The organism is Streptomyces sp. NBC_00510, assembly GCA_036013505.1.
Classification (GTDB): domain Bacteria; phylum Actinomycetota; class Actinomycetes; order Streptomycetales; family Streptomycetaceae; genus Actinacidiphila.
Map to the genome: position 1 here is coordinate 4,293,542 of CP107851.1, position 18,966 is coordinate 4,312,507.

At 73.8% G+C, this 18,966-nt stretch carries 16 protein-coding genes and 1 pseudogene; 4 read left to right on the forward strand and 13 right to left on the reverse strand.

What is annotated here, in order from left to right:
• Nucleotides 1–59 precede the first annotated feature (59 nt).
• The 5 genes and pseudogenes from OG937_19055 to OG937_19075 form a co-directional block, all read right to left on the reverse strand.
• Nucleotides 60–743 (reverse strand): response regulator transcription factor, encoded by a 684-nt coding sequence (locus OG937_19055; GenBank protein WUD73632.1) that lies wholly within the window; start codon nt 741–743, stop codon nt 60–62.
• Nucleotides 740–1,969, reverse strand: coding sequence for a histidine kinase (locus OG937_19060; GenBank protein WUD73633.1), 1,230 nt, complete (start codon nt 1,967–1,969; stop codon nt 740–742). Before OG937_19060 ends, OG937_19055 begins: the two co-directional genes overlap by 4 nt.
• A gap of 238 nt (nt 1,970–2,207) precedes the next feature.
• Nucleotides 2,208–3,425, reverse strand: coding sequence for an NADP-dependent isocitrate dehydrogenase (locus OG937_19065; protein WUD73634.1), 1,218 nt, complete (start codon nt 3,423–3,425; stop codon nt 2,208–2,210).
• 85 nt (nt 3,426–3,510) lie between these two features.
• Nucleotides 3,511–3,894: pseudogene (locus tag OG937_19070) on the reverse strand (DUF3017 domain-containing protein).
• A gap of 56 nt (nt 3,895–3,950) precedes the next feature.
• Nucleotides 3,951–4,805, reverse strand: coding sequence for a bifunctional methylenetetrahydrofolate dehydrogenase/methenyltetrahydrofolate cyclohydrolase (locus tag OG937_19075; protein WUD73635.1), 855 nt, complete (start codon nt 4,803–4,805; stop codon nt 3,951–3,953).
• A gap of 102 nt (nt 4,806–4,907) precedes the next feature.
• Between OG937_19075 and OG937_19080 the strand changes: the two genes are divergently transcribed.
• Both OG937_19080 and OG937_19085 read left to right on the forward strand, forming a co-directional pair.
• Nucleotides 4,908–5,588 (forward strand): RDD family protein, encoded by a 681-nt coding sequence (locus tag OG937_19080; GenBank protein WUD73636.1) that lies wholly within the window; start codon nt 4,908–4,910, stop codon nt 5,586–5,588.
• Nucleotides 5,589–5,628: 40 nt separating this feature from the next.
• Entirely contained in the window at nt 5,629–6,225 is a 597-nt protein-coding gene (locus OG937_19085; GenBank protein ID WUD73637.1) for a DUF2076 domain-containing protein, read from the forward strand.
• Nucleotides 6,226–6,293: 68 nt separating this feature from the next.
• On the opposite strand, the gene purH is transcribed toward OG937_19085, so the two are convergent.
• Nucleotides 6,294–7,847: a bifunctional phosphoribosylaminoimidazolecarboxamide formyltransferase/IMP cyclohydrolase gene (purH, locus tag OG937_19090; GenBank protein ID WUD73638.1), complete on the reverse strand. Its 1,554-nt coding sequence runs from the start codon at nt 7,845–7,847 to the stop codon at nt 6,294–6,296.
• A complete protein-coding gene (gene purN, locus OG937_19095) occupies nt 7,844–8,458 on the reverse strand; it encodes a phosphoribosylglycinamide formyltransferase (GenBank protein ID WUD73639.1) in 615 nt (204 codons plus the stop codon). The genes purH and purN overlap by 4 nt, the downstream gene beginning before the upstream one ends.
• A 229-nt stretch (nt 8,459–8,687) precedes the next feature.
• Here purN and OG937_19100 point away from each other — a divergent pair, with 229 nt between their 5' ends.
• Nucleotides 8,688–9,395, forward strand: coding sequence for a hypothetical protein (locus tag OG937_19100; GenBank protein WUD73640.1), 708 nt, complete (start codon nt 8,688–8,690; stop codon nt 9,393–9,395).
• Nucleotides 9,396–9,426: 31 nt separating this feature from the next.
• On the opposite strand, the gene OG937_19105 is transcribed toward OG937_19100, so the two are convergent.
• Nucleotides 9,427–10,791 (reverse strand): DUF6350 family protein, encoded by a 1,365-nt coding sequence (locus OG937_19105; protein ID WUD73641.1) that lies wholly within the window; start codon nt 10,789–10,791, stop codon nt 9,427–9,429.
• 112 nt (nt 10,792–10,903) lie between these two features.
• Here OG937_19105 and OG937_19110 point away from each other — a divergent pair, with 112 nt between their 5' ends.
• Nucleotides 10,904–11,827 (forward strand): hypothetical protein, encoded by a 924-nt coding sequence (locus OG937_19110; protein WUD73642.1) that lies wholly within the window; start codon nt 10,904–10,906, stop codon nt 11,825–11,827.
• A 79-nt stretch (nt 11,828–11,906) separates the two neighbouring features.
• On the opposite strand, the gene sucD is transcribed toward OG937_19110, so the two are convergent.
• The 5 genes from sucD to OG937_19135 all read right to left on the reverse strand — a co-directional run bounded on the left by sucD (nt 11,907) and on the right by OG937_19135 (nt 18,919).
• Nucleotides 11,907–12,791: a succinate--CoA ligase subunit alpha gene (sucD, locus tag OG937_19115; protein ID WUD73643.1), complete on the reverse strand. Its 885-nt coding sequence runs from the start codon at nt 12,789–12,791 to the stop codon at nt 11,907–11,909.
• An 18-nt stretch (nt 12,792–12,809) separates the two neighbouring features.
• Nucleotides 12,810–13,985, reverse strand: a complete 1,176-nt coding sequence (gene sucC / locus OG937_19120; protein WUD73644.1) for an ADP-forming succinate--CoA ligase subunit beta — start codon at nt 13,983–13,985, stop codon at nt 12,810–12,812.
• A 343-nt stretch (nt 13,986–14,328) separates the two neighbouring features.
• The gene (locus OG937_19125) at nt 14,329–15,516 is read right to left on the reverse strand and encodes a VWA domain-containing protein (GenBank protein WUD73645.1); all 1,188 of its coding nucleotides are present in this window, start codon (nt 15,514–15,516) and stop codon (nt 14,329–14,331) included.
• On the reverse strand, nt 15,513–17,825 hold the full coding sequence (locus tag OG937_19130; protein ID WUD78813.1) for a DUF5682 family protein: 2,313 nt from the start codon (nt 17,823–17,825) through the stop codon (nt 15,513–15,515). The genes OG937_19125 and OG937_19130 overlap by 4 nt, the downstream gene beginning before the upstream one ends.
• Before the next feature lie 5 nt (nt 17,826–17,830).
• Nucleotides 17,831–18,919, reverse strand: coding sequence for an AAA family ATPase (locus OG937_19135; GenBank protein ID WUD73646.1), 1,089 nt, complete (start codon nt 18,917–18,919; stop codon nt 17,831–17,833).
• Between the last annotated feature and the right edge of the window lie 47 nt (nt 18,920–18,966).

Sequence of the window (18,966 nt, forward strand, 5' to 3'; positions counted from 1 at the left end):
CGTCGGTCAACCCACGGTAGCGACGCACATACGCTCGATGCATGAAATCCGGAGAATCCTCACGCTCCCCGCGGGGTGACGAGTCCGGTCTCGTAGGCGAGGACGACCGCCTGGGCGCGGCTGCCGAGGTCGAGCTTGGACATCGTGCGGTTGAGGTGGGTCTTGACCGTCGCCTCGCTGATGAAGAGCAGGTCGGCGATCTCCGGGTTCGACAGGCCACGGGCGATCAGCCGCAGCACCTCCAGTTCCCGGGCGGTCAGCGCAGCCAGTTCGGCGGGCGGGGCACGGTCCGCGCCGACGGGCGGGGCACCGGGGCGGGGCGGCGCGTAGGCCTCGATCAGCCTCCGCGTGACGCTGGGGGCGAAGAGGGTGTCCCCTCCGGCGACGGCGTGGACGGCGGCGATCAGGCGTTCGGGACCGGCGTCCTTGAGCAGGAATCCGGAGGCCCCGGCGCGCAGCGCCGTGTAGACGTACTCGTCGAGGTCGAAGGTGGTGAGGACGAGGATCCGCGGCGGCGGGTCCGCCGCGGCGGCCAGGATGCGCTCGGTGGCGACGACCCCGCTGATCCCCGGCATCCGGATGTCCATGAGGATCACGTCGGGCACGGTCCGCGCCGCGCGCTCCACGGCCTCCTCGCCGTCGCCCGCCTCCCCGACCACCTCGACGCCGGGCGCGGCGTGCAGCAGCGCGACGAGGCCGGCCCGGATCAGGAACTGGTCGTCGACGACGAGCACCCTGGTCATACGCCCGATGCGTCCCCTCGCCGCTCTGTCCCCCGCGCGGACGTGGGGAGCACGAGCCGTACCTCGAAGCCCTCGCCGAGCGGGCCGATGTCCACCGTCCCGCCGTAGAGCCTGGCGCGCTCCCGCATGCCGATCAAGCCGTGGCCCGTTCCCGGGACGATTGTGGCCGGATCGGATCGGCCCGGTGGCGCTCCGGAGCCGCTGCCCGGGCCGGTGCCGGTGCCGGTGCCGTCGTCGGTGACGGTCACCGCCAGGTGGTGCGGCTCGTAGACGACCAGGACCCGGGCCCGCGCGAGGGGGGCGTGCTTGAGCACGTTGGTCAGCGCCTCCTGCACCACCCGGTACGCGCACAGGCCGACACCGGGGGCGACGGGCCGCGGCTCGCCCTCGATCCGCAGCTCGACGGCGAGGCCGGCGGCCCGCACCCGCTCGATCATCTCGCCCAGCCGGGTCACCGAGGGCATCGGATCGTACGAGGCCCAGCCCTCCTCCGGTTCGCCCGGCCCGGCGCGGAGCACCTTGAGCATGCGGCGCATCTCCTGCAGCGCCTCACGGGTGGTGTCGGAGATGGTGTCGAGCGCGCCGCGGGCGGTCTCCGGGGAGGTGTGGAAGACGTACGCTGCCATGCCCGCCTGCACCGAGATCACCGACATGTGGTGGGCGACCACGTCGTGCAGCTCGCGGGCGATCCGCGCCTGCTCCTCCGCCACCGCCTCCCGGGCCCGGTCCTGCTGCTCGGTGCGCAGCTGCTCGGTGAGCCGGGCCAGCCGCTCCTCGCGCTTGCCCGACACCCGGGCGGACCGCCCGAAACGGCACATCACCAGGGCGAACACCACGGCCTGGGCGGCCACCGTGGCCATCGAGCTCTGCGCCGCCGTCAGCCCGGCGTACACCCAGACCGCGCCGGTCAGCGCCGCGCAGGCCAGCGCGGTGCGCACCGGGCGCAGGGCCGCGACGGTGTAGAGCGCGAGCAGCGGCGCCATCGAGTTGACGACCGGCCAGTACCCGGCGGCGACGTACAGCGTCCAGGCTGCGCAGACGAAGACGCAGACACCGGCCGGCGCCCAGCGGCGCACCGCGATGGGCAGGTTGACCAGGGCGGTCAGCGCGTAGCCGAACAGGTCCAGCCGTATCCAGTCCCCGGGTGGCCGTTCGTGCCCCAGCAGCATGCTGGCGGCGGTGAAGCCCACCGCCAGCAGGACGTCGACCAGCCCCTTTTTCCCCACGGGCGCAGCGTAGGCCCCGGCCGTACGGGTGTGCGTCAGTCCCCCGCCGTACCACGGAAGTTGTACGTCCTGTTCCCAAAGGTCAAACCGGCACGGGACGACCTCCCGGCACCGCCGGCCGTAGCGTCGTCGCCGGGGGCCAGAGGGGGGCGCCCCAACACGACGGTGCCCCGTCCTCCGACGGGGGGAGGACGGGGTACCCGCTCGTGCGGGTGCCGCGCGGCGTCGGACGTCCGGCTCAGACGGACATGCGCTTGCGCAGGTTCTCGTCGACGGCGGCGAGGAACCGCTCGGTCGTCAGCCACGGCTGCTCCGGGCCGACCAGCACCGCCAGGTCCTGGGTCAGCTGGCCGGCCTCGACGACCTCCAGGCAGGCGTTCTCCAGCGTCCCGGCGAACCGGGCGAGTTCGGGGGTGTCGTCCAGCCGGGCGCGGTGGGCCAGGCCGCGGCTCCACGCGAAGACCATGGCGATGGGGTTGGTCGAGGTCGGCCGGCCCGCCTGGTGCCTGCGGTAGTGGCGGGTGACCGTGCCGTGCGCCGCCTCCGACAGCACGGTCCTGCCGTCGGAGGTCATGAGGACCGAGGTCATCAGCCCCGCCGAGCCGACGCCCCGGGTGAGGACCCCGGACAGGATGTCGCCGTCGTAGTTCTTGCACGCCCAGACGTAGCCGCCGGCGCCCTTCAGGGCCGAGGCCGCCATGTCGTCGACCTGGCGGTGCTCGTGGCCCAGGCCCGACGCCTCGAACTCGCGCCGGAACTCGCCGTCGAAGACCTCCTGGAAGAGGTCCTTGAAGCGGCCGTCGTACTTCCTGAGCACCGTGTTCTTCGTGGACAGGTAGACGGGGAGCCCGCGCGCCAGCCCGTAGCGGAAGGCGGCGCGCGCGAACTCGCGGATCGAGTCGTCCAGGTTGACCATGCCGAGCGCCACGCCGGCGCCCGGGAAGTGGTGGACCTCCAGCTCGACCGGGTCGGAGCCGTCGGCCGGGGTGAAGCTCAGGGCGAGGGTGCCCGCGCCGGGGATCCGCAGCTCGGTGGCCCGGTACTGGTCGCCGAAGGCGTGCCGGGCGATCACCACGGGACGGGTCCCGCCGGGCACGGCCCTCGGCACGTTCCGCAGGACGACGGGTTCGCGGAAGATCCCACCGCCGAGGCGGTCGCGGATGGTGGCGTTCGGGGAGCGGTACATCCCCTTGAGGCCGAACTCCGCGACCCGGGCCTCGTCGGGCGTGACGGTGGCGCACTTCACGCCGACGCCGTGCCTGCCGACCGCCTCCGCCGCTTCCGCCGTCACCCGGTCGTGGGTGGCGTCCCGGTGCTCGATGCCCAGGTCGAAGCGGACCAGTTCGATGTCGAGGTACGGCAGGACCAGCTCGTCCCTGATGAACCGCCAGATGATCCGCGCCATCTCGTCGCCGTCGAGCTCGACGACCGGGTTCCTTGCCTTGATCTTGGCCATGGGAGTCGTTCTCCCTCTCACACCGGTGACGTGTGCCCGGGGTGCACGTCGTACGTCAGGACACTCGCCACACAGCGTAACCGGATCAACGCACGGAGAAGCGGACGACATCCTCCAGGAAGGGGATCTCCAGCACCGGGTGCGGCTGCGCCATCAGCGCCAGCAGCACGATCAGGGCGCCCAGCACACCGTAGGTGATCATGTCGGTGAAGCGGCTGCGGACGGCCAGCATGCCGACTGAGGGCAGCAGCCGGCGCATCAGCGCGCCCGCGAGCAGCGCCGAGCCGACCAGCACCAGGCCGGCCCGGGTGACGTCCGCGGCCACCAGCACCAGGCCGAGCAGCACCGCGCCGGAGACCACGAGGATCGGCCACTGACGGGCCGGGGCCGGGGCGTGGGCGCCCATGGCCCGGCCGCCGCCCTCGGGGCGCGCGGTACCGCGGGTCAGCACCTGGAAGCGGCGGCTGCGGCCGGCTTCGCCGGCCCCCTCCGGTTCCGTCGCTCGCGTACGGGGCCCCGTCCCGGTCATGCGTACCGGCCCTCCGCGGCCTCCACGACGTTCGCCAGCAGCATGGCCCGGGTCATCGGGCCGACGCCGCCGGGGTTCGGCGAGATCCACCCGGCGACCTCGGCCACGCCCGGGTGCACGTCGCCGACGATCTTGCCGTTCTCGTCGCGGCTGACGCCGACGTCCAGCACGGCCGCGCCCGGTCGCACGTCCTCCGGCTTCACCAGGTGCGGCACGCCCGCGGCGGCCACGATGACGTCGGCCTGGCGCAGCTGGGCGGACAGGTCACGGGTGCCGGTGTGGCAGAGGGTGACGGTGGCGTTCTCCGACTTGCGGGTCAGCAGCAGCCCGATCGAGCGGCCGACGGTGACGCCGCGGCCGACCACCGTGACGTGCGCGCCGTTGATCTCCACGCCGTGCCGCCGCAGCAGCTCCACGATGCCGTTGGGGGTGCAGGGCAGCGGGCCGCGCTCGTTCAGTACCAGCCGCCCGAGGTTCGTCGGGTGCAGTCCGTCGGCGTCCTTGGCCGGGTCCATCAGCCCCAGGACGCGGTTGGTGTCGATCCCCTTGGGCAGCGGCAGCTGGACGATGTAGCCGGTGCACTCCGGGTCGTCGTTGAGTTCACGGACGACCGCCTCGATCTCCTCCTGGGTGGCGGTCTCCGGCAGCTCGCGCTGGATGGACGCGATGCCGACCTCCGCGCAGTCGCGGTGCTTGCCCGCGACGTACCAGCGGCTGCCGGGGTCGTCGCCGACCAGCAGCGTGCCCAGCCCCGGGGTGACACCCCGCGCCTTGAGCGCCTGGACGCGGGTGGACAGTTCGGACTTGATCGCGGCGGCAGTGGCCTTGCCATCGAGAATCTGGGCGGTCATACCTCCATCTTCTCAGGTCCGCACACCAACGCTGGACAGCGGATGACGCCGCCCAGGACGATGTGGCCCGTCCCCAGTCCCATCCGCGCGAAAGAAGCCAACGTGAGCTACCCGCCCGGTCCCGGCAATCCGTACGGCCAGCAGCCGCCTCAGCAGCCCTACGGCTACCCGCAGCAGCCCCCGGCCCAGCCCGGTTACGGCTACCCGACGCAGCCCCAGCCGCCCTACGGCGCCGTTCCGCCGCAGGCCCAGGGCCCGTACGGCTACGGCTACCCCGGGGGCCCCGCCGGTCCCGTCCCGGGCATGCCCCCGTTCGCGAGCTGGGGTGCGCGGGTGGGCGCGACGCTGATCGACTTCCTGGTCGCCGGACTCGTGCCGATGATCCTCATCGGCATCGGCTACGCGCAGTTCATCGCCGAGGTGGTCGACGCGGCCCGCGCGTGCGACCAGAGCGGCACCTACTCCTGCCCCGCGCCCACGATGCCGGGTGGCGCCATCGCCCTGATCGGCCTCGGCTTCCTGCTGTCCCTCGCCGGCAGCCTGTTCCTGTGCTACCGCGAGGGCAAGACCGGCCAGACGCCGGGCAAGAAGGCCCTCGGCATCAGCGTGCTGCGGGAGTTGGACGGCCGTCCGCTCGGCTTCGGCATGGCCTTCGTCCGCCGGCTGTGCCACGGCCTGGACGGCGCCGCCTGCTACATCGGCTACCTGTGGCCGCTGTGGGACGACAAGAAGCAGACCTTCGCCGACAAGATCCTCAACTCGGTCGTCGTCAAGACCCAGTAGGCCCGGTTCCCCGGTCCCGTCCCCGCGAAGGAAGTGAGAAGTGAGCTATCCGCCCGGCCCCGGCGATCCCTACGGCCGGCAGCCACCGCAGCAGCCGTACGGATACCCGCAACAGCCCCCGGCCCAGCCCGGTTACGGCTACCCGACGCAGCCCCAGCCGCAGGCGCAGCCGCCGTACGGCTACCCCCAGCAGCCGCAGCCGCACGCGCCGTTCGCGGCGTACCCGGGCGGGCCGGAGGTCATGCCGTCGTCGGCCAGGACGGCCCGGGCGATGCTCTTCGTGCTCGGCGGGCTGCAGATCCTGGGCGGCCTGCTGCTCCTGCTCGGGGCCGCGGCGCTCAAGAGCGTGGACGACACCGACGAACTGACCATGCCCATCGGCCTGGTCTACGTCATGGGGGTGCTCTTCCTCGCCTTCGCCGTGCTGTCGATCGGCATGGGCGCCAAGTACAGGACCGGCGGCAACGGCACACGGATCGGGTCCATCGTGATCGGCGTGCTGGTCGCGCTGAGCAGTGTCGCCACCATGATCAGCGGCGCCTTCCTGCTGCTCGCACCGCTCGCGCTCAGCGTGCTGCTGATCGTCTTCGCGGCGAAGGCCGAGACGGCGGCCTGGTTCAAGCGCCCGCAGTACTGAGCGGGCCGCCCGCAGGCCGAAGGCCCCCGCGCGAGCGGGGGCCTTCGGCGTTCCGGCACACCGGCCGGTCAGTGGAAGAAGTGCCGCGTCCCGGTGAGGTACATGGTCACGCCGGCCTTGCGCGCGGCCTCGACCACGGCCTCGTCGCGCACCGAACCACCGGGCTGCACCACGGCCTTGACGCCCGCGCCGGTGAGCACCTCCAGCCCGTCCGGGAAGGGGAAGAAGGCGTCGGAGGCGGCGTAGGAGCCCGCGGCCCGCTCCTCGCCGGCCCGCTGGACGGCGAGCTTGGCGGAGTCGACCCGGTTGACCTGGCCCATGCCGACGCCGACCGTCGCGCCGTCCTTCGCCAGCAGGATGGCGTTGGACTTCACGGCCCGGCAGGCCCGCCAGGCGAACGCCAGGTCGGCCAGCTCGTCGGCGGTCAGCGGCTCGCCGGTGGCCAGCGTCCAGGTGGCGGGGTCGTCCCCGGCGGCCTGGAGGCGGTCCTTCTCCTGCAGCAGCAGCCCGCCCTCGACCGGACGGAACTCCGTCTCCGCGACGGGCGCCTCCGGGCAGCGCAGCACGCGGATGTTCTTCTTGCGGGCGAGGACCTCGACCGCGCCCTCCTCGAAGTCCGGCGCGACGATGACCTCGGTGAAGATCTCGGCGACCTGCTCGGCCATGGCCACGCTCACGGGCCGGTTGACGGCGATGACGCCGCCGAAGGCGGACAGCGGGTCGCAGGCGTGCGCCTTGCGGTGCGCCTGCGCGACGTCGTCGCCCACCGCGATGCCGCACGGGTTGGCGTGCTTGATGATCGCGACGCAGGGCCCGTCGTGGTCGTACGCCGCCCGGCGCGCGGCCTCGGTGTCCACGTAGTTGTTGTAGGACATCTCCTTGCCGTGCAGCTGCTCGGCATTGGCCAGGCCCGCGCCGCCGTCGGTGTAGAGCGCGGCGGCCTGGTGCGGGTTCTCGCCGTAGCGCAGCACGTTCTTGCGCTCGTAGGTGGCGCCCAGGAAGTCCGGGAAGGGGCTGTCGTCGGCGGGCGCGTACGAGCTCGCGAACCAGCTCGCGACCGCGACGTCGTACGCCGCGGTGTGCTGGAACGCCTCGGCCGCCAGGCGCTTGCGGGTGCTGAGGTCGAAGCCGCCCTCACGGACGGCGCCGAGCACGTCCGCGTACCGCTCGGGGCTGGTCACGACCGCCACGGACGGGTGGTTCTTGGCCGCGGCACGGACCATCGAGGGGCCGCCGATGTCGATCTGCTCGACGCACTCGTCCTCCGAGGCGCCGGAGGCGACCGTCTCACGGAAGGGGTAGAGGTTGACCACGACCAGGTCGAAGGGCTCGACGCCCAGCTCCTCCAGCTGCCGGCGGTGGTCCTCCAGCCGCAGGTCGGCGAGGATGCCGGCGTGCACCTTCGGGTGCAGGGTCTTCACCCGGCCGTCCAGGCACTCGGGGAACCCGGTCAGCTCCTCGACCTTGGTGACCGGCACCCCGGCGGCGGCGATCCGCCCGGCCGTCGAGCCGGTGGAGACCAGCTGGACGCCCGCCTCGTGCAGGCCGCGGGCCAGCTCCTCCAGACCGGTCTTGTCGTAGACGCTGACCAGTGCGCGACGGATCTCCCGCTTGGTACTCACGGCAACAGAACCTTTCGTCCCTCAATGCGATAGCCGTCGCGGGACAGCCGCCCCACGACGTCGACGAGCAGCGTGCGCTCGACTTCCTTGATGCGCTCGTGGAGCGCTTCCTCCGTGTCGTCCTCCCGGACCTCGACCGCGCCCTGGGCGATGATCGGGCCGGTGTCGACGCCGTCGTCGACGAAGTGGACGGTGCAGCCGGTGACCTTCACCCCGTACGCGAGGGCGTCGCGCACCCCGTGGGCACCCGGGAAGCTCGGCAGCAGCGCCGGGTGGGTGTTGACGAAGCGGCCGCCGAACCGGGCGAGGAACTCCTTGCCCACGATCTTCATGAACCCGGCCGAGACGACCAGGTCGGGCTCGTGCGCGGCCACCGCCCCGGTCAGCGCGGCGTCCCACGCCTCACGGTCGCCGTGGTCGGTGACCCGGCAGACGAACGTCGGCAGCCCGGCGCGCTCGGCGCGCTCCAGGCCGGCGATGCCGGACCGGTCCGCGCCGACGGCGACGACGTCCAGTCCCGCGTCGAGCAGCGCCTGCAGGTTCGTGCCCGAACCGGAGACGAGCACGACGAGTCGGGCGGGGCGGGAAAGGGGCGGAAAGACTGTGGCCACTGCGGGTCATCTCTCGGGATCCGACGCTTTGGAGGATCGTACGACTCGAAGATCGCCGGAATTCCGGGGAACTCTACGAGGCCGTCGACCGTCAGCAACGATACCGGCACACCCGACCGCCCCCACGGGACGGGGGAGCGCGCGGGCGGTAGCGTCTGGGGTGAAGAACGGCGAAGTCACACGTCCGACAACTCGAGGAGTCGACGGCAAGGGGATGACCCAGGCAAGCATGAGCAGTGGCCGAGGCCACGAGCAGGACAACCCGTTCGCCCCGCCGGCGGAGAACGCGCCCGAGCAGCCCTGGCAGCCGCGCCGGCCGGAGCAGCCCTCCGACTCCGGGGACGAGCGCCCCACGCCCACACCGCCTCCGCCGCCCCCGGCATGGGGCGGCCAGTGGAGCGAGCGGCAGCCCGGCCGGCAGGACGGCGGCTACGGCGACCGCCCCGGTGGCGGCTACGGCGGCGGGCGGCGCCCGGACGGACCGCGCTTCGACCCCACCGACCCCGCCCAGCGGCGTGCCCGCTACGCCATGATCTGCGGCATGTGGGGGCTCTTCTTCGCCCTGTTCCTGGGCTGGACGTACGTGGGGCTGCTGCTCGGCGCCCTCGCGTTGTACTGGAGCGTCAACGCGCTGCGGATGAAGCCCGAGGAACGGGCCAAGGCCCGCGCCGAGGCGGCCGCCCTGCTGACCGAGGGCGGCGCCACCCCTCCGCCGCAGCGGCCCACCGACCCCCGCAGCAAGCCGCAGCGCCCGGCCGCGCTCGGCGGTCTGATCATGGGCGGGCTCGCCCTCTGCGTCGTGGCGACGACCTTCACGACCCAGGTGGTCTACAAGGACTACTACTCCTGCACGCGCGACGCGCTGACCTCCTCGTCGCGCGACGCCTGCCAGCAGTTGCTGCCGACCCCGCTGCGCGACGTGCTCCACACGCCCTGACGCGCCGCTCGCGCCGACCCCGGACGGAGGCTCAGGCCTCCGACGGGGCGGCGCCGGGCAGCGCGTCGTTCTGCGCCTCCGCTTCCTCGCCCACCGCTTCCTCGGCCACCGCTTCCTCGCCCTCCGCGTCCCGGCCCTTTGTCGCGGCGGCGGCGCGGCGGACCCGCACCCAGCGCACCAGCAGGGCCGTGGGCGTACCGGCGGCCGCCGTCCACCCGGCCGCCGCGAACCCGGTGAGCCACCAGGACGGCCCGAAGTCCTCCAGCGCCCCGGTGCCCAGCGGCCCCGCCGCGAACCCGGTGAGCAGTGCCATGGCGATCCCGCACACCAGCCCGCCCAGGGCGGCGTGCGCCGCGGTGCGCCCGAGGCCGCACGGCTCCCGCCGGTCGACGGCGAGCACCCCGACCGCGAGCCCGGCGAGCACCGGCACGACCAGCGCCGCCCAGGTCAGCGACGTCCCGGGCCCGGGCTGGGGCAGCGCCGCGAGGAGCGGGAAGTCCGGCAGCACGGGCTCCCCCACCACGCCGGCCGGACGCACCGCGGCCTGGGTGCCGAGGGCGAAACCGGGGCCGAGCGCGTAGGCCGCGCCCCACACGGCGGCGTTCGGGATCAGCGCGACCGCCACCGCCAGCACCGCCAGCCGCCCGGACAGCGCCTCGCTGAGCCGGGTGAACGACGCCCCCGCGGCGCCGGGGTGCAGCGCCAGGGTCACCGCCATGAGCGCCGCACCGCCCGCGACGAGGACGCAGACGCCCGCCCCCGCCGAGCGCAGCACGACCGCGGCGTCCCGCAGCGGCACCGTCACGGTCACGCTCACCCGGGACAGCCACGCGGGCAGCGGGATCCGCGGCCGCCCCCGCTCCATCCAGGCCCCCGCGGCCGCCGCGAGGGCGGCGACGAGGGGCAGGTGCACCGCGGCGCCGAGGGCGTCGCTGCGCACCGGCCCGTACGAGGTGTAGACGACCACCCCGGCGCCCACCGCGAGGTACCCGCCGATCAGCCACGCGACGGCGGACCGCGCGACCTTGTCGTCCGAGGCCGGCGCGACGGCGTCCGCCCCCGCCCGGTACAGCAACCACACCGGGAACGCCATGGGGAGCAGCGGCGTGACGCCGATGGGCGCGGCGACGCCGGAGAGGGTCTCGGTGCGCACCAGGCCGCCGCCGTGGGCGAGCAGCCAGCAGTCCGCGGCGACGTGGAGGGCGCCGTTCAGCCCGCTGTCGGGGAACGGCGAGACGACCCACAGGAAGAGCACGAGCATGGCGAAGCCGCCCAGGCCGAGGCCCGCGGCGACCACGCCGCCGGTGAAGGCGGGGGCGGACTCGGAGGTGCGCAGGGTCTCGTGGGCGGCCCGGATCCGGTGCAGGACGTGACTCAGGGCGCTTGCGGCACTCACGGATCTCATGCTGCCAAGAACACCCCCTTTCGTCGTGGCAGCATGCGAATGACCGTCGTGTCGCGGAATATGGCGTTATGCGTTTCTTCATTCGATCCGAGTGGTCGATCGCATGAGCCGCACATCCACGGCGAGGGCCGCGAAGGCCATCAGGAAGCGAAGGCGTCCCCGGCCGGCCAAGGCCCTCGGGGCGGCGCAGGCCGGGAACGCCGCGAAGGACCCGCAGGCCGCGCAGGCGGCCGCTGCGGGGGAATCGGGCGCGCCCGCGGAACGGGTGGAGCCGACGGGGGCCGAGGGGCCCGGCGGGCAGCCCGCCCCGGAGCCGGAGCCGGAGGTCGAGGCCGCGGCTGAGGCGGAGGACCCGGCGATCGAGGCCGTACGGATCGCCGAGGCCGCCCAGGCGGCCTTCGACGGGCTGTACACCCGCAACGCGCCCGCCCTGCTCCGCCAGGTCGAACTGCTCACCGGCAACATGCGGCTGGCCCGGCACGCCGTGCACCGCGCCTTCGACCTGGCCTGGCAGCGGTGGCCCGAGGTCGCCGTCGACCCCGACCCGGCGGGGTGGATCCGTGCGGAGGCGCACCACCACGCCCTCGCGCCCTGGCAGCAGACGCTGCCCTGGTACCGCACCCCGCCACGGGAGCGCAGCCCGTTCCAGCGGCTGCCGCGCGGCACCCGGCACGCCGTACTGCTCCACGACGGCCTGGGGCTGAGCCTGCGGCGCACGGCGGCGGAGAGCATGGCCACCACCTCCATGACCAGGCGGCGCATCGTCCGGGGGCGCGAGGCCCTGGGCGAGGGGGCGCCGGCCCGGCTGGGCGACCTGCTGGACGAGCAGCCGCAGCCGGAGTTCCCGGCGGCCATGGTGCGCGAACTGAGCGAGCAGTGGCTGCGCATCCGCACGGTGGGTGCCGTGGTGGCGACGGTGGTGATCGCGCTGGCGACGGCGGTCGGGCTGGTCTTCGGACCGCTCAGCGACCGCGTCGCGGCCGACCACGACCCGGTCGGGCAGCGCACCTCCGCCCCCGCGCGCTGAGCACGCCCGCACGCACGCACACGGGCCCGCCCCCCGGAGGGAGCGGGCCCGTGTGCGTGCCTGCGTACGGAGGCGAGGATCAGCCCTGCAGGATGGCGCGCGCGAGGCGGGCCGTCTCCGACGGGGTCTTGCCGACCTTGACGCCGGCGGCCTCGAGGGCCTCCTTCTTCGCCTGGGCGGTGCCGGAGGAGCCGGAGACGATGGCGCCGGCGTGGCCCATGGTCTTGCCCTCGGGCGCGGTGAAGCCCGCGACGTAGCCGACGACCGGCTTGGTGACGTGCTCGGCGATGAAGGCCGCGGCACGCTCCTCGGCGTCGCCGCCGATCTCGCCGATCATGACGATCAGGTCGGTCTCGGGGTCGTCCTGGAACGCCTTCAGCGCGTCGATGTGGGTGGTGCCGATGATCGGGTCACCGCCGATGCCGACCGCCGAGGAGAAGCCGATGTCGCTGAGCTCGTACATCATCTGGTAGGTCAGCGTGCCCGACTTCGACACCAGGCCGATGCGGCCGGAGGTGGTGATGTCGGCCGGGATGATGCCCGCGTTGGACTGGCCGGGGGTGATCAGGCCGGGGCAGTTGGGACCGATGATCCGGGTCTTGTTGCCCTTGCTGCCCGCGTACGCCCAGAAGGCGGCGGTGTCGTGGACCGCGATGCCCTCGGTGATCACGACCGCGAGGCCGATACCGGCGTCGATGGCCTCGATGACCGCGTCCTTGGCGAACTTCGGCGGGACGAAGATGACGGTGACGTCGGCACCGGTCTTCTCCATGGCCTCGGCTACGGAGCCGAAGACCGGCACATCGGTGCCGTCGAAGTCCACGCTGGTGCCGGCCTTGCGCGGGTTCACGCCGCCGACGATGTTGGTGCCCGAGGCGAGCATGCGCCGGGTGTGCTTGGTGCCCTCGGAACCGGTCATCCCCTGGACGATGACCTTGCTCTCCTTGGTCAGGAAGATAGCCATGATGTGGTGACCTGTCCCTTACTTCGCAGCCAGCTCGGCGGCGCGCTCCGCGGCGCCGTCCATGGTGTCGACCTGCTCGACCAGCGGGTGGTTGGCGTCGGTCAGGATCTGCCGACCGAGCTCCGCGTTGTTGCCGTCCAGGCGGACGACGAGCGGCTTGGTGACCTCTTCGCCCTTGGACTTCAGCAGCTCCAGGGCCTGGACGATGCCGTTGGCGACCGCGTCGCAGGCGGTGATGCCGCCGAAGACGTTGACGAAGACGGACTTGACGTCCGGGTCGCCCAGGATGATCTCGAGGCCGTTGGCCATGACCTCGGCGGAGGCGCCACCGCCGATGTCGAGGAAGTTGGCGGGCTTGACGTTGCCGTGGCCCTCGCCGGCGTAGGCGACGACGTCCAGGGTGCTCATGACGAGACCCGCGCCGTTGCCGATGATGCCGACCTCGCCCTCGAGCTTGACGTAGTTGAGGCCCTTGGCCTTGGCCGCGGCCTCCAGCGGGTTGGCGGCGGCGTGGTCGACCAGCGCCTCGTGCTCCGGCTGGCGGAAGTCGGCGTTCTCGTCCAGCGAGACCTTGCCGTCGAGCGCGATGACGCGGCCGTCGGCGACCTTGGCGAGCGGGTTGACCTCGACGAGGAGCGCGTCCTCGGAGATGAAGGTCTTCCACAGGGTCTGCAGGATCTCGGTGACCTGGTCGGCGACGTCGGCCGGGAACGCGGCCGCCTCGACGATCTCGCGGGCCTTCTGCGGGGTCACGCCCTCGATGGCGTCCACCGGGATCTGGGCGACGGCCGTCGGGTTGGTCGCCGCCACCTCCTCGATCTCCATGCCGCCCTCGACGGACGCGATCGCCAGGAAGGTCCGGTTGGCGCGGTCGAGGAGGAAGGAGACGTAGTACTCGGAGGCGATCTCCGGGGCCAGCTCGGCCAGCATCACCTTGTGGACCGTGTGGCCCTTGATGTCCATGCCGAGGATCTGGCCGGCCTTCGCCACCGCGTCCTCGGGGTCCGACGCCACCTTCACGCCGCCGGCCTTGCCACGGCCACCGGTCTTCACCTGTGCCTTGACGACAGCCTTGCCACCGAGCCGCTCCGCGACCTCGCGCGCCGCCTCAGGCGTTTCGATGACTTCACCGGCCAGCACCGGTACACCGTGCTTGGCGAAGAGGTCCCTCGCCTGGTACTCGAACAGGTCCACGCGCGTCCGTCCTTGGTTATCGCGGTTCGTTGTCTGCGTGCCGGGGCGGGTCGTCGCTGACGTCTTCGTAACGAACCATACGAACGGCCGTACGGGGGGCGCACACGTCGGCCGAGCACGCGGCATGTCCGTCTCGCAGGTTATCGCCGCGCAGGCGGCACGGGTAAATCCGAGATGGTGCGAGAGCGGTGAGAACGGTCACAGACCAGCCGTTCGGGGGGTTCCCGCGGCAACGGGGACGTGGGCGGGTCGCCCCGGCGGGGTCCGCCGGAACGGGGTCCGCCGCGGCCGAGGTCCGCTCACCGAGGGTGACGAGGCCGCTCCCACCCGCCCGGTCCCTGCGTCACCCTCCGGGGGCGGGCTCGGGCACGGGCAGCGGCCGCTTCTCGATGGCGGCCGCCATGACCTCGGGGAAGAGGTCCGGGGTGCAGGCGAACGCGGGCGCCCCCAGCGCCGCGAGCGCCGCCGCGTGTTCGCGGTCGTAGGAGGGCGCGCCCTCGTCCGAAAGCGCCAGCAGTGCCACGAACTGCACACCGGACGCCTTCATCTCCGCGACCCGCTTGAGCATCCCGTCGCGTATGCCGCCCTCGTACAGGTCGCTGATGAGGACGACGACGGTCTCGGCGGGCCGGCCGATGAGGGACTGGCAGTAGGCCAGCGCCCGGTTGATGTCGGTGCCGCCGCCGAGCTGGGTGCCGAACAGCACGTCGACGGGGTCGTCCAGATGCTCCGTCAGGTCGGCGACCGCCGTGTCGAAGACGACCAGCCGGGTGTCGATGCTGCGCATGGAGGCGAGCACGGCGCCGAAGACGGACGCGTAGACCACGGAGGCCGCCATCGAGCCCGACTGGTCGATGCAGAGCACGACGTCCTTCCGCACCGCCTGCCAGGCCCGGCCGTGGCCGATCAGCCGTTCGGGGACGACGGTGCCGTGTTCGGGCAGGTAGTGCCGGAGGTTGGCACGGATCGTGCGGTCCCAGTCGATGTCCCGGTGCCGGGGACGGTGGACCCGCGCCGAACGGTCCAGCGCGCCGGTGAGGGTGGCCCGGGTCCGGGTCGCCAGGCGCCGCTCCAGGTCCTCCACGACCTTGCGGACCACCGCCCGCGCCGTCTCCTTCGTCGTCCCGGGCATCACCTTGTTCAGCGAGAGCAGCGTGCCGGCCAGGTGGACGTCGGCCTCGACCGCCTCCAGCATCTCCGGTTCCAGCAGCAGCGCGGACAGCCCGAGCCGGTCGATGGCGTCGCGCTGCATCACCTGGACGACGCTGCTGGGGAAGTACCTGCGGATGTCCCCCAGCCAGCGCGCGACCTGGGGCGCCGAGCCGCCCAGCCCGGCGCTCCGCGCGGGCGGTGCCCCGCCCCCGCCGTGCGGGGCGGTGCCGTACAGCGCCTCCAGTGCCTGGTCCATCGCCGCGTCCCGGCCGGTGAGCCGCCGGCCCGTGCCGTCGGCGGGCCCTCCGCCGAGCACCATCCGCCAGCGCCGCAGCCGCTCGTCGGCGTCCGTGCCCGTGCCCGTGTCCGTGCCCGTCATGCGTCCCGACCCCCGTCCTCTCCGCCGGGCCCGAGCAGCAGCCGTACCGTGGACAGCGCCGCCTCCGCCCGCTCCTCGTCGAGCCCCGGGGCGAAGCCCGGCAGGCCCTCCCCCGCGGCCCCGCCGCCCGCTCCCCCGCCTCCCGGGCCGCGCCGCACCAGCTCCCCCACCGTGCGCCGCGCCCCCGGGTCGAAGCCGCCGAAGGTCCGCCGCAGCAGCGGCAGCACGTCGTCGAAGGCGGCCGCCGGCACCCCGGACAGCCAGCCGTCGACCAGCGTGAGCAGCCGCTCGTCGTGGACCAGCAGCATCCCGCCCCCGGCGAGGAAGCCCTCGACCCAGGCGGCCGCCTCCTGCGGCGCCGTGCCGGGCGACAGGGCGAGCCCCATCAGCCGGGCCACCTCCCCGGGCTCCAGGCGCGCGTCGTCGAGGAGCAGCCGTGCGGCGCTGCCCCGCAGCAGCCCCGGTACGCCGCGGTCGCGCACGGCCAGCCTCCGCAGCACGCCGGCCCAGCGGTCGCGCAGCGCGTCGTCGCCGAGCAGGACCAGGGCCCGCTGCACCTCCGTGACATGACCGCGCATCTCGGCGGCGCCGTCCGCGTCGAGCCCCGCGCACGCGGGCGGGAGCCCGACGCAGACGCGCTCCGCGAGCCCCTCGGCCACCTCGCGCAGCGCCCCCGCGTCCGTGCCCCGCACATCGCCGTAGCGGAGGGAGCGCACCAGCGCCGGCAGCGCCTGGGCGAGGTGCGCGACGTCCACGTCGAGCGCCGCGCGGTCGGCGAGCACCCGCATCACCGTCGGCAGGGCGTCCGCCAGCCCGGCGAGCAGGCAGCGTTCGGCGAGGCCCGTCACCTCGGCGAGCGCCCCCGCGCTCACCGCCTCGTCCTCGGCCCGGGCGGTGGCCGCGGACTCCACCGTGGTGCCCCACACCCCGGCCTCCGCGACCGCCACCGCGAGCTCCGGCTCCCAGCGCAGCCGCCAGCTCTCGCGGAAGGTGCCGGTGGCGGCCGTGCGCGACCGGCTCGGCTCGCCCCAGCCGATGCCGAGCATCCGCAGCCGGTGCAGCAGGCGGCTGCGTCCGGCGTCGGTGTCCTTGCGCAGGTCCAGGTCCACCTCCTTCTCCAGGGCCTCCGGCTTCATCCGCAGCCTGCGCTGCTCACGCGCCAGGTCGCGGGCGAGGGGCACCGCCGGCGCGCCCTCGGGGACCTCGCCCAGCACGTCCCCCACCACCAGCCGGTCCCGGATCAGCGCCAGCGGCACATCCGATCCTTCGCACATCACCGCCCGTACCGCGTCCGTGGTCTCGCCGAGCCCGGGCAGCGGACGGCCGCGCAGCGTCGCGAGGGTGCCGGCGAGCCGTACCGCCTCGATGACGTGCGCGGAGGAGACCGGGAGGTCCTCCTCGCGCAGCAGGCCGGCGACCTTGGTCATCCACCGGGCGACGGGCCGGTCGGGCGAGGTGAACAGATGGCGGTACCAGCCGGGGGAGTCGACGCCCGCCCCGTAGCCACTGGCCCGGGAGAGCCTGCGGTGCGTCCAGGGCACCCAGGTGACCTCGACCTTCGCCTTGGGCAGGCCCTTGATCAGGGCCCGGTCGGCGGTGACCCCGCCGCCCCCGGCGAGCGCGGGCACGTGCCAGGCCCCGCACACCACGGCCACCCTCCCGTGCGCGCGGCGCGCCTCCCGTATCCGCAGCCGCATGTGGGCCTCGCGCACCGCGTCCTGCGGATGCCCCCCGTCGCCGTAGGTCTCGCGCAGCACGCCCATGGCCTCGGCGAGCGCCCCGAACGCGGCCAGCGGGTCGCCGTCCCCCTCCCCGTCCCTGCCGCGGTGCTCGACGGCGTCCTCCCACCACCGCTCCGGGTCGTCGTGGCCGGCCGTGCGCGCCAGCACGGCGAGCGGGTCGATGCGCGCGTCCGCCCCCTCCGCCTCCGCTTCTCCCCCGTCTCCTTCTCCTCCCTCCCCTTCTCCTCGCTCGTCGCGGAGCAGGAGCGAGTGCGCGGCGGGCAGGTCGATGAAGCGCACCGGCACCTCGCGTCCGGCCGCCCAGCGGATCGCCTCCCACTCGGGGGAGAACTCGGCGAAGGGCCAGAAGCCGGCCCGGGACGGCTCGTCGACGACGTGGGCGAGCAGCGCGACCGGCGGTCGCATCCCGGGATCGGCGGCGAGTGCCAGCACCGCGTCCGCCTCCGGCGGCCCCTCGACGAGCACGATCCCCGGCTGCAGCCGGTCGAGCGCGGCCCGCACGCCGCGGGCCGACCCGGGGCCGTGGTGCCGCACCCCCAGCAGCGCCACCCCGTCCGCGGCGGTCACGGCGTTCACGGGGTCACCTCCCGGCAGGCGCGGTAGAAGTCCTTCCAGCCCTCCCGCTCACGGACGACGGTCTCCAGGTACTCCTGCCAGACCACGCGGTCGGCGGCCGGGTCGCGGACCACCGCGCCGAGCAGCCCGGCGGCGACGTCCCCTGCGCGCAGCACGCCGTCGCCGAAGTGCGCGGCCAGGGCGAGCCCGTTGGTCACCACGGAGATCGCCTCGGCCGTGGAGAGCGTGCCGGAGGGGGACTTCACCTTCGTGCGCCCGTCGGCGGTGACCCCGCCGCGCAGTTCACGGAAGACGGTGACCACCCGCCGGATCTCGTCCGCGCCCTCCGGGGCGGCCGGCAGTTCCAGCGAGCGCCCGAGCTGGCCGACGCGGCGGCTGACGATGTCGACCTCCTCCTCCACGGTCGCGGGCAGCGGCAGCACGACCGTGTTGAAGCGCCGGCGCAGCGCGCTGGACAGGTCGTTGACACCGCGGTCCCGGTCGTTGGCGGTCGCGATCAGGTTGAACCCGCGCACCGCCTGGGTCTCGGTGCCCAGCTCCGGTATCGGCAGCGTCTTCTCCGAGAGGATGGTGATGAGCGTGTCCTGGACGTCCGCGGGGACGCGGGTCAGCTCCTCCACGCGGGCGATGCGCCCCTCGGCCATCGCCCTCATGACCGGGCTCGGGACCAGGGCCTCCGGGCTCGGCCCGCCGGTGAGCAGCCGGGCGTAGTTCCACCCGTAGCGGATGGCCTCCTCCGGCGTGCCCGCGGTGCCCTGCACGAGCAGCGTGGAGTCACCGCTGACGGCGGCGGCGAGGTGTTCGGAGACCCAGGTCTTCGCGGTGCCCGGGACACCGAGCAGCAGCAGCGCCCGGTCGGTAGCGAGCGTGCTGACCGCGACCTCCACGATCCGCCGCGGACCCACGTACTTGGGGGTGACGACCGTGCCGTCGGGCAGCTCGCCGCCGAGCAGGTACGTGGCGACCGCCCACGGCGACAGGTTCCACCGGGCGGGGCGCGGCCGGTCGTCGGCCGCCGCGAGAGCCTTGAGCTCATGGGCGAACGCGTCTTCGGCGTGCGGCCGGAGTGCGGTGTCCACGGACATGGTTCTCCCCTGTTCTCACGTGGAGCGGATGGCGCGGACGCCCCGTC

Coding starts and splice junctions, on each gene's coding strand:
- OG937_19055 (WUD73632.1), bottom strand. CDS start 743: ATGACCAGGGTGCTCGTCGTCGACGACCAGTTCCTGATCCGGGCCGGC.
- OG937_19065 (WUD73634.1), bottom strand. CDS start 3,425: ATGGCCAAGATCAAGGCAAGGAACCCGGTCGTCGAGCTCGACGGCGAC.
- OG937_19075 (WUD73635.1), bottom strand. CDS start 4,805: ATGACCGCCCAGATTCTCGATGGCAAGGCCACTGCCGCCGCGATCAAG.
- OG937_19100 (WUD73640.1), top strand. CDS start 8,688: ATGAGCAGTGGCCGAGGCCACGAGCAGGACAACCCGTTCGCCCCGCCG.
- OG937_19110 (WUD73642.1), top strand. CDS start 10,904: ATGAGCCGCACATCCACGGCGAGGGCCGCGAAGGCCATCAGGAAGCGA.
- sucD (WUD73643.1), bottom strand. CDS start 12,791: ATGGCTATCTTCCTGACCAAGGAGAGCAAGGTCATCGTCCAGGGGATG.
- OG937_19125 (WUD73645.1), bottom strand. CDS start 15,516: ATGACGGGCACGGACACGGGCACGGGCACGGACGCCGACGAGCGGCTG.
- OG937_19135 (WUD73646.1), bottom strand. CDS start 18,919: ATGTCCGTGGACACCGCACTCCGGCCGCACGCCGAAGACGCGTTCGCC.